The 11,805-nt window shown below is 71.1% G+C and carries 11 protein-coding genes; 3 read left to right on the plus strand and 8 right to left on the minus strand.

Annotation, left to right across the window (positions count from 1 at the left end; genetic code table 11):
* Positions 1 to 81 precede the first annotated feature (81 nt).
* Positions 82 to 549: a MarR family winged helix-turn-helix transcriptional regulator gene (locus ACN28F_RS30725; RefSeq protein ID WP_421360973.1), complete on the plus strand. Its 468-nt coding sequence runs from the start codon at positions 82 to 84 to the stop codon at positions 547 to 549.
* A 43-nt stretch (positions 550 to 592) separates the two neighbouring features.
* Here ACN28F_RS30725 and ACN28F_RS30730 read toward each other — a convergent pair whose 3' ends face one another.
* The 8 genes from ACN28F_RS30730 to ACN28F_RS30765 all read right to left on the minus strand — a co-directional run bounded on the left by ACN28F_RS30730 (position 593) and on the right by ACN28F_RS30765 (position 9,399).
* Complete coding sequence (locus tag ACN28F_RS30730; protein WP_421360975.1) at positions 593 to 1,345, minus strand: IclR family transcriptional regulator; 753 nt, start codon at positions 1,343 to 1,345, stop codon at positions 593 to 595.
* 44 nt (positions 1,346 to 1,389) lie between these two features.
* Entirely contained in the window at positions 1,390 to 2,412 is a 1,023-nt protein-coding gene (locus ACN28F_RS30735) for a PDR/VanB family oxidoreductase (protein WP_289205930.1), read from the minus strand.
* Positions 2,409 to 2,645 carry a hypothetical protein gene (locus ACN28F_RS30740; RefSeq protein ID WP_289205931.1) on the minus strand — a complete coding sequence of 79 codons (237 nt, stop codon included), beginning with the start codon at positions 2,643 to 2,645 and terminating at the stop codon, positions 2,409 to 2,411. Before ACN28F_RS30740 ends, ACN28F_RS30735 begins: the two co-directional genes overlap by 4 nt.
* Positions 2,642 to 3,682: a Rieske 2Fe-2S domain-containing protein gene (locus ACN28F_RS30745; protein WP_421360977.1), complete on the minus strand. Its 1,041-nt coding sequence runs from the start codon at positions 3,680 to 3,682 to the stop codon at positions 2,642 to 2,644. The genes ACN28F_RS30740 and ACN28F_RS30745 overlap by 4 nt, the downstream gene beginning before the upstream one ends.
* 119 nt (positions 3,683 to 3,801) lie before the next feature.
* Positions 3,802 to 6,144 (minus strand): glycoside hydrolase family 3 N-terminal domain-containing protein, encoded by a 2,343-nt coding sequence (locus tag ACN28F_RS30750; protein WP_421360979.1) that lies wholly within the window; start codon positions 6,142 to 6,144, stop codon positions 3,802 to 3,804.
* 72 nt (positions 6,145 to 6,216) lie between these two features.
* On the minus strand, positions 6,217 to 7,095 hold the full coding sequence (locus ACN28F_RS30755) for a carbohydrate ABC transporter permease (RefSeq protein ID WP_421360981.1): 879 nt from the start codon (positions 7,093 to 7,095) through the stop codon (positions 6,217 to 6,219).
* A gap of 1 nt (position 7,096) precedes the next feature.
* On the minus strand, positions 7,097 to 8,095 hold the full coding sequence (locus ACN28F_RS30760) for a carbohydrate ABC transporter permease (protein WP_421360983.1): 999 nt from the start codon (positions 8,093 to 8,095) through the stop codon (positions 7,097 to 7,099).
* Positions 8,092 to 9,399, minus strand: a complete 1,308-nt coding sequence (locus ACN28F_RS30765) for an ABC transporter substrate-binding protein (protein ID WP_421360985.1) — start codon at positions 9,397 to 9,399, stop codon at positions 8,092 to 8,094. Before ACN28F_RS30765 ends, ACN28F_RS30760 begins: the two co-directional genes overlap by 4 nt.
* Positions 9,400 to 9,562: 163 nt before the next feature.
* Between ACN28F_RS30765 and ACN28F_RS30770 the strand changes: the two genes are divergently transcribed.
* Both ACN28F_RS30770 and ACN28F_RS30775 read left to right on the plus strand, forming a co-directional pair.
* Complete coding sequence (locus ACN28F_RS30770) at positions 9,563 to 10,621, plus strand: LacI family DNA-binding transcriptional regulator (protein ID WP_289205936.1); 1,059 nt, start codon at positions 9,563 to 9,565, stop codon at positions 10,619 to 10,621.
* A gap of 385 nt (positions 10,622 to 11,006) precedes the next feature.
* The gene (locus ACN28F_RS30775; RefSeq protein WP_421360987.1) at positions 11,007 to 11,735 is read left to right on the plus strand and encodes a hypothetical protein; all 729 of its coding nucleotides are present in this window, start codon (positions 11,007 to 11,009) and stop codon (positions 11,733 to 11,735) included.
* Positions 11,736 to 11,805: the final 70 nt, after the last annotated feature.

Here is an 11,805-nt window from a genome sequence, read left to right on the forward strand (position 1 = left end):
GAACTCCTTCGCGTCGAAGCCGATCGGACCATGAACCGTTGAGAATGTCAATTATTGGAGTTGCTTGCTACCATCGTCGCCATGCCTGCGAGCGGGAAGCCCCGGCACGCCGGCGCCGACGGCCTTCGGGGTAGCGCGCTCGGCGCTGACCTGGTGTTTCTCCTCGCCCGTGCCAACGCGATCACGCTCGCGGCGGCGAACGCGGCGCTTGCCGAGTACGGGCTCAAGCCCCGGTCCTACTCGGTGCTCGCGCTGGCTGCCGACGATGCCCGCCCCACCCAACGGGAGCTGGCCGAATTTCTCCGGCTGGATCCCAGTCAGGTGGTCGCCGTGATCGACGACCTGGAGCGCCGTCACCTGGTGGCCCGCCACACCGACCCCGCCGACCGGCGCGCCAACGTACTGGTCGCCACCGACGCCGGCCGGGCCCTGTTCGCCCGCGCCCGGGAGTCGGCCCGCGCCGTGGAACACGGCCTGCTGGCAGCCGTGACCCCCCAGGAGCACCAACGGCTGGCTGAGTTCCTGCGGCTACTGGCCTTCCCGGGCTGAGCCGACGCCCGGCCTGCCCTACCGTCGCGCACCACCGGATGCCCTAGCGCTGCGGTCCGGCCAGCGCACGGGAGATCGCCCGGCCGGCCGCCTGCACCAGCGGGGCGAGAGCCACCGGATCGGCCCGGTCGTACGCGACCACCAGGGAGACCGCCGCCGTCACACCGGTCGGACCCCAGATCGGCGCGGCGACCGAGAGCGCGTCCATCGTCACCTGGCGGTCGCTCACCGCGTACCCGACGCGCCGCGCCTCGGCGAGGTGGCGGCGCAGCCGCGTCGGATCGGTGATGGTCAGCCGGGTGTAGCGCTCCAGGGGCGCGGCCAGCACCCGTTCCCGGACCTCGTCCGGCGCATGGGCCAGCAGCACCAGACCCACCCCGGTGGCGTGCAGCGCGAACCGGCCACCGACCCGGGTCAGCACCGGCACCGCGTGCCGTCCGGCGATCCGTTCGATGAAGACGAGTTCCAGGTCCTGGCGCACCGCGAGCTGTACGTTCTCGTGCGTCACCTCGTACAGGTCCTCCAGCACCGGCAGCGCCAGCTCGCGCAGCCCCAGCCCACGCGGCGCGAGTGAACCCAGCTCCCACAGCCGCAGGCCGATCCGGAAACGCCCGTCCGCGCCGCGCTCCAGCGCGCCCCAGGCGACCAGCTCGGCGACCCGCCGGTGCGCGGTGGGCAACGGCAGGCCGGTGCGCCGGGCCAGCTCGCTGAGCGTCAACGCCGGCTCGGCCGGGCTGAACGCGTCGAGCAGCGCCAGCACCTTGCTGGTGACCGACCGGCCCGGTGGCGTACCCATCCCGCCATCATCGCCGCCCGACGGTGTCCGGCACGACCCGACGGTCACAGCTCCAGTACGAGTCGGGGCGTACGGGACCGGGAGACACAGATCATCATCGTGTCACCCGCGGCCCGTTCCTCCTCGGTGAGCAGACTGTCGCGGTGGTCGGGAACCCCGGCGCGGACCGTCGTCTCACAGGTGCCGCAGGTGCCTTCACGGCACGAGGAGAGCACCGCGACGCCGGCCTGCTCCACCGCTTCCAGGATCGACGTACCGGGCGGCACGGTCACCGTACGGCCGGTCAGAGCCAGCTCGACCTCGACGCTGGCCGGCGCGTCGCCGGCGCGGCCGCGATCGCTGCCCCCGTCGTCGCCCCCGCCGCCGTCGTCTCGTGGCGCGAACCGTTCGACGTGCAGGTCACCCGCCGGCCACGCCCGGCAGCGCTGCTGCACCGCCCCGATCAGTGACTCCGGCCCGCAGCAGTAGACGACGGCACCACTGCGCCGGTCCAGCAGTTCGGTCAGGTCGAGCAGGCCCACCTCGTCCTGCGGCCGTAGCAGCACCCGGTCGCCGTAGCGCTGCCGCAGCTGCCCGGCGAACGCCATCGTGGCCCGGCTGCGGCCGCCGTACACCAGCCGCCAGTCGGCTCCGGCGGCGTCGGCGGCGGCGATCATCGGACGGATCGGGGTGATGCCGATGCCGCCGGCGATGAACAGGTACCGGCGTGCCGCGACCAGCGGGAAGTTGTTCCGGGGCCCGCGCACCGTGATCCGCGCGCCGTCGACGAGCCGGTCGTGGACCTGCCGGGAGCCGCCCCGGCCGGTGGGTTCGAGCTGCACCGCGATCTGCAGACCGGTCCGGTCGGCCGGGTCGCCGCAGAGCGAGTACGGGCGGACCAGACCCGGACCCGGTATCAGGTCGACGTGCGCGCCGGGTGACCAGCGGGGCACCTCACCACCGTCGGGTCGGCACAGGGTCAGCACCACCACCCCCGTCGCCACCTGCTCGCGGCGGGCGACCACCAGCTCCGTCGTGGCAAGCTCGGCCGTGGTCGTGCGCCCACCGTGCTGTCCGGCGGCGCTCATCCGACCACCAGACCGCGGTCGACGGCACCGGCCGGTTCCCGGTGCACCGTCGGCACCGACCGGGCCGGCCAATGGCCACGCGGGTGGTCGAGCAGCCACTGCCACAGCTCGACCGGATCGTCGCCGACCCGCTCGGCGCCGCAGTGGCAGGTGCCCCGCAGGGTGTCGGTGCCCGGCAGCCAGTGGATCCGGTAGAGCCGGTCGCCGGCGGGCAGCCCGTCGGGAAGGGTCACCGCGCTGCTCCCACCGACCCCGACCCGATCATCCGTGCGATCAGGCGTCGGGCGGCGAGCCCGCCGGTGTCGATGTTGATGCTCAGTTCCTGGTACCGCTCCGGTTCGGCGGCAATCACCTGCTCCAGGGTGTTCAGCGCGGTGACGTCCTGCATGACCACCGTGTGGTTGCTCTGGTACAGGTATTCGCTGACCGATTCGTCGTCGAGGGCGAAGTCCCGCGCCACCGCCCAGAAGTCGTACGTGGTGTGCTCGGTCGACGGAGTGATGGCGTAGACGATCTCGGCGTGGAAGGCCGCACTGTCCGGACCCTCCGCCGGTGGGTACACGCCCTGCGGGGCGATCCGGCTGTGCAGCAGGTACAGGCACGGCGGGTGGTACTCGATGTCCTGCCACCGGGTGATCCGGCCTTCGATGCCGGTGGATCGGGCATAGAACGGCGGGCATTCGGCGTCGTCCATGTGCCGGCTGACGTAGACGATGCCGGCGTCGTCGTCGACGGTGGTGGTGATCGGGGTGTTCGCCACCTCGGGGGTGCCGATGTAGCCACCGTGCAGGTAGGTCTCGTGGGACAGGTCCATCAGGTTGTCGACCAGCAGGCTGTAGCGCGCGTTCAGCGGCGCCATGCCACGGACCACCGTGTAGCCGGGATCGGCCAGCCACGGCGCGCGGGGGATCGCGGCCGGGTCGGGGTCGTCCTCGCCGATCCAGACCCAGATCAGGGTGTCCTGCTCCACCACCGGATACGCGGCGACCCGCGCGGTGCGCGGGATGCGTTGCTGCCCCGGGACGAACACGCAGCTGCCGGCGGCGTCGTAGGTGAAGCCGTGGTAGCCGCAGACGATCGTGTCGCCGTCGAGCCGGCTCTGCGACAGCGGGAACCGCCGGTGCACGCACCGGTCGGCCAGCGCCACGGCGGTCCCGGCCTCGGTGCGGTACAGCACGAGCGGCTCACCCAGCACGGTACGGGCGAGCAGTTCCCGGCCGACCTCGTTGCTGTACGCGGCCACGTACCACTGGTTACGTGCGAACGGCATGCGACGGACCTCCCTGGCGGCGATGGTGTGGGCGGTGGGGGTGGTCGTATGGTCCCGGGTGGCCCGACCGCCCGGGACCCCTACTTTCACTCAGTGAAAGCTCACCTTGCCGCCTCGCGTCAGCCCACCGTGCTGGTCGTCCACCGGCGCGACGCCGTGGTGACCGGCACGGTCGGACCGACCACCGTGGTCCGTCCCTGCACCGCCCGGTCCGCGCTGGTGCCCACCCAGATCTCGACGTCACCGGGCTCGACCACCCGGGTCGACGTACGGTCGGTGAAGGCCAGCCGGGTCGTCGGCACCGTCAGCTCGACGGTGACCGCCTGGCCCGGTGTGAGATGGATCCGGCGGTAGCCGAGCAACTGCGCCACCGGCCGGGTCACCGAGGCGACCACGTCACGGCCGTAGAGCTGGACCACCTCGTCGCCGGCGACCGTTCCGGTGTTGGTCACCCGAACCCGCACCACCAGCTCCCCGTCGCTGGGCACCGTCGCCGGCACGGTCAGCTCGGAGTAGCCGAAGGTGGTGTAGGACAGGCCGTGGCCGAACGGCGCCGGCGGGGTCACCGCCAGGTTGGTCACCTCGTGGCCCTCACCGAGCGCCGGGTGCAGATAGGAGTACGGCTGCGCCCCGGCCGACCGGGGCAGGCTGACCGGCAGCCGCCCGGACGGGTTCACCCGTCCGGAGAGCACACCGGCGATCGCGCCGGCACCCTCCTCGCCAGGGAAGAACGCCTGCACCACGGCGGCGCAGCGGTCGAGCGCCCAGCCGATCGCGTACGGCCGTCCGGTGAGCAGCACCAGGACCACCGGGGTCCCGGTGGCCAGCACGGCCTCGACGAGGTCGCGCTGCACCCCGGGCAGTTCCAGGTCGTCGGTGTCGCAGCCTTCGCCGACGGTGCCGCGACCGAACAGGCCGGCGCGGTCACCGACGACGAGTACGGCGACGCTGGCGGCGGCGGCCGTGGCGACGGCCTGCGCGATGCCGGACCGGTCGTCGTCGTCGACCCCGCAGCCGTGGGCCCAGCTCACCTGGTCGGCACCGAACTCCGCCCGGACCGCGTCGAGGACCGTCGGCACCTCGATGCCGGCGTCCACGCCAGGATGCTGAGGCAGGACGTGGTTGACGAAGGAGTAGCAGCCGAACATGGCGCTGGCCAGGTCGGCGTTCGGTCCGATCACGGCCATCGACCGTCCCGGTGCCAGCGGGAGCGTGCCCTGGTTGCCGACCAGCACGATGGACCGCTCGGCGAGCCGGCGGGCGATCGCCCGGTGCGCGGCCGAGTCGAGGTCGATGTCCCGGGGCGGCTCGTCGGTGAAGGTGGCGTCGAGCAGTCCGAGTTCGTGCTTCTGCCGCAGGACCCGCAGTACGGCCTGGTCGAGCAGCGCCTCGTCGACCTTGCCCGCCCGGATCGCCTCCGGCAGCCGGAGGTAGGCGTCGCCGGTGGGTAGTTCGACGTCGACCCCGGCGGCAAGGGCCTGGACCGCCGCCTCGGTGTGGTCGCTCGCCACGTGGTGCAGCAGGTGGAGGAAGGCGACTCCGAAGTAGTCGGCCACGAGCACGCCGTCGAAGCCCCACTGGTCCCGGAGCAGTCCGGTGAGCAGGGTCGGGTCGGCGGCGACGGGCACCCCGTCGATCTCCGCGTAGGAGTGCATGACGGAGCGGACGTCGCCGTCGAGCACAGCCATCTCGAACGGCGGCAGCAGGACGTCGGCGACCTCCCGTGGACCGGCGTGCACCGGCGCGAAGTTACGGCCGGCGCGGGAGGCGGAGTATCCGACGAAGTGCTTCAGCGTGGCGTGTACCCCCTGCGACTGCAGACCGCGCACGTACGCGGTGCCGATCGTGCCGACCAGGTACGGGTCCTCGGCGATGCACTCCTCGACCCGCCCCCACCGCGGGTCGCGGATCACGTCGAGCACCGGGGCGAGGCCCTGGTGCACGCCGAGGGCCCGCATCGACGTACCGATCGCCGAGGCCATCTCCGCGACCAGGTCGGGGTCGAAGGCGGCCCCCCACGCCAGCGGCGTCGGGAAGGTGGCCGCCTTCCAGGCCGACAGGCCGGTCAGGCACTCCTCGTGGACGATCGCCGGGATGCCCAGCCGGGTCCCGGTGACCAGATCGGACTGGAACTTCCACAGCCAGGCCGCGCGTGCCGCCGGGTCGACGGGCCGGGTGCCGTACGCCCGGGTCAGGTGCCCCAGGCCGTGCCGGGAGAAGTCCTCCAGGCGTACGGCGTCGGCGAACTCACCCTGCAGCGGCGCGACGGACTCGCCGTCCCCCTTCTCCCAGAAGCCGACCAGTTGGGCGAGCTTCTCGTCGAGCGTCATCCGGCCGAGCAGCTCGCGGACGCGGGTCTCGCCGTCCGGTGCCGTCCGCCGGTCACGTGCCTGCGGCAGGTCGAGGTACGACCCAGCCGGTCCCGGTGCGACCCCGTCCACCGTCGCGCGGACCTCAGTCATTGGCTGCCTTTCCTTGTCGTGCGCGGGCCACGGTTCGCCACGCACACCGTTCGTTGTGCGGTCGCGGGTGCCTCAGCCCTTGACGGCACCCTGCAGGCCACCGACGATCTGCTTCTCGGCGATCGTGAAGAAGACCAGCGCCGGCAGCATCGCCATCGAGGTGAAGGCGAGGATTCCGGCGGTGTCGGAGGTGTACTGGCTGGAGAAGTTTTGCACGCCCAGCGGAAGGGTGTGCAGGTCGGCGTCACCGAGGACGAGCAACGGCAGAAGGAACGCGTTCCAACTTGTCACGAACGCGAGGATCCCGACCGTGACGAGCGCGGGCCGGGACAGCGGCAGCATGATCCGCCAGAGGAAGCCGAGTCGTCCGGTGCCGTCGATCGCCGCGGCGTCCTCCAACTCCTTGGGTACGGCGGTCAGGAAGGGACGCAGGATCACGATCGTCAGCGGTAGCGCGAAGGCGATCTGCGGCAGGATGACCGCGAAGTAGGAGTTGATCAGCGCCATGTCCCGCAGCATCAGGTAGAGCGGCAGGATCGCCGCCCCGGCGGGAAACAGCAGGCCGAGGGTGAAGAAGGTGTAGAGCAGCTCCCGGCCCCGGAACGTGTACCGGGCGAGCACGAACGCGGCACAGAGTCCGAGCGTCACGACCCCGAGCGTCGTACCGAAGGCGACCACCGCGCTGTTGAACGCCTGCTGCCAGAAGCCGCTCTGGGTCAGCACCCGTGCGTAGTTCTCGCCGACCCATGGATCGGGCAGCGCGGCCGGGTCGGCTACGATCTGCGGCGTGGTCCGGAAACCTCCGATGATCACGTAGATCATCGGCGCGATCGACGCACCGACGACCACGAGGGCCAGTGCGTAGGTCAGCGGGCTGCCCCACGACGAGTCCCGGCGGCGCACGTTCCGGCGGCGCCTGGTGGGCGGCGCGGCGACAGCGGTCGCGGTCACGTCAGCCCCTCCTTCCGGTCACTGCGCCCTCGATGTCCCGGCGGAGGAGGAACCGTTGGAACAGCAGCGCTGCGATGAACGAGATCACGAACAGAATCACGGCGATCGCGTTGCCGTAGCCCCACAGTCGCGCGAAGAAGCCGTTGTCCACCATGTAGGTCGCCATCGTGGCCGAGGCGCCCAGCGATCGTACGGCGGGCACGGAGGTCACCCAGATGACGTCGAAGACCTGCAACGAGCCGATCATCGACAGGAACATCCAGATCCGGATCGTCGGCCCGAGTAGCGGCAGGGTGATGTGCCGTTGGATCTGCCACCAGCTGGCGCCGTCGATCTCGGCCGCCTCGGTCAGCTCCGGCGGTACGTTGGACAGTCCGGCGAGCAGCAGGATGATCGCGAAGCCGACGTACTTCCAGGTGAGGACGAACAGCAGGGTCCAGATGACGATGTCGAGGTCGGCCAGCCAGGGTCGCACCAGGCCGCCCAGTCCGATCGACCGCAGCAGCGCGTCCGTCGTACCCCCGCCGGTCAGCAGCAGCTTCCACATGATGCCCGCGGTGACCTCGGCGAGCACGTAGGGGACGAAGACCAGCAGCCGGAACATCCGTCGGCCGCGGAACGGCCGGTTGAGCAGTAGGGCGATGCCCAGGGCGATGGGGCCCTGGATGAGCAGCGAACCGACCACGATGAACGCGTTGTTGCGCAACGCGTCGATGAAGATCGGGTCCTGGAAGGCGAGGATGTAGTTGTTCAGTCCCACGAAGTCCGTGGGCGGCCCGACTCCCCGCCAGCGGAAGAGGCTGTAGTAGAACGCGAAGCCCATCGGGACCAGCACGAACATCACGTAGACGACGACCGCCGGGGTGGTGAGCCCGATGATCTCGTACCACTTGCGTCGGGTCTCGGCCGCGCGGGAGGACTGGCGCTGCGCGGGCCGGACCCCCGCCGGCGGCGTGGTGACACCGCCGACGGGGCTCTGGTTCTGACTGATCGTGGTCACTTGCTTGCGGCCGACTTCATTGCCGTGACGACGTCCTCGGGCGAGCCGTTGCCGGCGAAGATCGCGACGATCGCGTCGTTCATCGCGTTGCCGACCGTGCTGCCGAAGGCCGTGTCCAGCCAGAGCTGGACGTAGGACGCGTCGCTGGTCGCCGTCAGGATCGACTGCAGCGAGGGGTCGGTGACGGACTCGGCCGCCTCCGGCGCCACCGGCAGGCCGGTGCCGGTCGCGGCGTACCCCTGCTGCACCTCGGGGCTGACGATGTACTTCAGGAACTCCACGCACTCCGCCGGGGCGTTCTTGGCACAGGCGAAACCGTCGCCGCCGCCGAGCGCCGCGGTCGGGTCCCCGGCCGAGCCGGCGATCGCCGGTACGGGGAACCAGCCGATGAACTCCTTGAGGGCGTCAGTGTCGGCGGCCACGTTCTCCAGCGTGCCCAGGTTCCAGTCACCCATCAGCTCCATGGCGGCCTGGCCGTTGGCGAGCAGCCCGTTGGCGCTGGTCGGGTCGTTCTGGCCCGGCGTGGCGATGAAGTTGGCCTGGAACGGCTCGGTCTCGATGAACGCCTGCAGGTCCTCGCCGGCCTTGACGAAGCACGGGTCGTCGAAGTTCAGCTCGGTGGAGGCCGTCCGCAGGGTGTCAACGGAACAGGCACGCAGGGCGAAGTTGTACCACCAGTGCGCGGCGGGCCACTTGTCGCCGGCGCCGAGGGCGATCGGGACGACGTTGATCGCCTTCAGCTTGGTGACCGCGTCGTTGAGCTCGTCCAACGTGGTCGGGGGAGCGGTGATGCCGGCCTGGGCGAACAGGTCCTTGTTGTACCACATGCCTTCGATGCCCATCCGGTACGGCAGACCGTACTGCCGGCCGTCGGCCTGCCAGATCTCCACTGACGAGCCGATCCGGGCGACCTCGTCCTGGACCTGGTCGGTGATGTCCTTCAGGTAGTCGGCTTCCGCCTGTTCCCGCAGCTCACCGCCGCCCCAGGCCTGGAAGATGTCTGGCGGGTCGTTGCTCAGCAGCGCGGCGGGCAGCCGGGTGCGCTGGAGTTGGTTGGTCTCGATCCCCTCGATCTCGATCGTGACCGTTGGGTGCAGCGCGGAGAAGTCCTTGGCGACCTTCTCCCAGTATTCCTTGCCGGCGCCGTCCTGCGAGGCGTTGTGCCACCAGGTCAGGGTGACCGGGTTTTCGTACAGTTCACCGGCAGCCTCGCTGCTGTCGTCGCCGCTGCTGCAGCCGGTGGCTAGAAGGGTGCTGGTCAGAAAGAGCGCTAGGACGGCGCCAGCGCGGCGCGTTATCGCCATTGGGGGTCTCCTCGACTGGTCAGTCGGGTGCTTGGCCTGACGGGGAGTTTTACAGCGATGTAACGCGGTGTCAATCGATATCGATAACGTTTTCGGCTCGGCGGTGACGGGCCGCCGCCGGCCCCCTATCATCGTCGACGTGGAGTTCCCGCAGCGTGTGAAGATGTCGGACGTAGCCCGGGCGGCCGGCGTCTCGGTGGCGACCGTGTCGAAGGTCGTCAACGGCCGGTACGGCGTCGCGCAGGCGACCGTCGAGCGGGTGCGGCGGGTCATCCATCAGCTCGGCTACGAGGCGAGCCTGGGGGCGCAGAGCCTGCGCAGCCACCGGACCAACGTGCTGGGCATCCTGGTGGCCGAGTTCGAACCGTTCTCCACCGAGCTGCTGAAGGGGGCCTCCAAGGAGGTCGCCGGCACCGGCTACCAGCTGCTGGCGTACTCCGGCGGCGACGGCGACGGCGCGGCCATCGGCTGGGAGCGTCGCTCGCTGGCCCGGCTGTCCGGCACCCTCATCGACGGCGCCGTGGTCGTCACCCCGACCGTGGTGGAGACCAAGCAGGGCTTCCACGTCGTCGCGGTGGACCCGCACACGGGCCCGTCCGGCCTGCCCACCGTCGACTCGGATAACTTCGCCGGGGCGATCCTCGCGACGAACTACCTGCTGGCCCTCGGGCACCGTCGGATCGGGCACATCAGCGGTCGGGCGGACCTGGAGTCGGCGCGACTGCGGGAGGCGGGCTTCCGCCAGGCCATGGCCGACGCGGGTGTGCCGGTCGACGACGCCCTCGTGCGGGTCGGTGGCTTCCGGATCGAGAGCGCCGCCGGCACCGTCGCGGAACTGCTCGCGTTGCCGGAGCCACCGACGGCGATCTTCGCCGGTAACGACCTGTCCGCGATCTCGACGCTGAACGTCGCCCGCGAGATGGGACTGAGCGTCCCCGACGACCTGTCGGTCATCGGGTTCGACAACATCCCGGAGTCCGCGCTGGTCAACCCGCCGCTGACCACGATCACGCAGCCCCTGCAGCGGATGGGTGCCGAAGCGTTGCGGCTGCTGGTGGACCTGATCGCCGGGGTGGAGCGCGACACCCACATCCGGCTGCCCACCGAGCTGGTGGTGCGCGCGTCGTGCCGCCCCTACCGTCCGCCGGTCGGCGAGGGCGCCCTGGCGGCGGTGCCGGCCCCGGCCGTACCTGCTGCCGCCCCGGCGGTGCCGGCCCCTTGACCGTGCCGGTACCGCGCTCGTAGCCACGCGGGGTCTGATGAAACGTTTCACGGCACGCCTCCGGACCGGCGAGTCCGCGGCAGGAACCTGTCGACCGATCCTCTGATGCGGGGCCCGGCTGGTGCACGACACCCAACGGATCACGTGCTGCCGGCCGCGAGACGGATCCGTACCGGGCAGGCTGATTCGATAGACTGACCGGCGATCGTGGTGTCGGCCTCGGCGGGCCGGTGCCGGTGTCCACCCCCTGCGGCTGCGTTCCGGTCCTCGGCGAGCCGGGTGCATGCCGTCACCACCAGCCAAGGAGCACCTTCGTGCCAGCAGCTCGCCGATTCCGCGACCGCCGCGACCGTGCCGACGGTCATCTGCCGGGAGGTGCCGCGCGATGAGCAATCGGACCCGCCCCCGACGCCCTGCCGCCGCGTCCCGCCCCACCGGCGCATCGAAGTCCCGGCCGGTCCCGGCATCGGGGTCCGGCCGGTTCGCCGTGCCGGTCCGGCGTATCGCTCCCGTGGCGATCGCGTTCGCGCTCGGTGCCCTGCTCGCCGGTCCGATCGGCGCCGTCACCGCCGACAAGGGTCCGCCGGCAGACGATCCGGTCGCCGTGCTGCGGGCGCAAGAGGCCGAACGCAACGCGGCGCAGATCGTCGAGCTGACCTCGCTGGCCCGGCAGATCCAGGGGAGTCTCGTTCCGGTGCTCGACGGGTTGGCCGAGGCGGTGCCTCCAGGAGCGCCTCCAGGTCCGCCCGCCATCCAGTCCGATGTGGAATCGTGGCAGGTGGTCACCGGCGACACGGTCGCCGTGTTCGCCAACCCGCCGTCCGGCGGCACCGGGGTCAACATCGCCCGCTCCGGCCTGGCCGCCTCGGTGCGCGCCCTCGACGCCGCCGTCGACACCTACGCGGCGGCGCTGGCCCAGCCGTCGGACGCCCGGGGCACACTGCTGGAGCTCGCCGGCCGCCAACGCGACATCGCCGTCGCCACCTGGTCGAGTGCGGCCACCCAGCTCGACGTACTCAACGTCGACGCCGGCAACGGCCACGTGCACGTCTTCCTGCCGTCGACGCCGGGGCAGGGCGCGTTGACCGCCGACGGCGCACCCGAGGGAGAGTGACGTGGCCAGGACATCGCGCTTGCCCCTATGGTGTTTCCGGCCGGCAGGCGCGATGGTGGTCCTGTCGGGA

The organism is Solwaraspora sp. WMMA2101 (assembly GCF_049179175.1).
In the GTDB taxonomy this organism is placed as follows: Bacteria; Actinomycetota; Actinomycetes; order Mycobacteriales; family Micromonosporaceae; genus Micromonospora_E.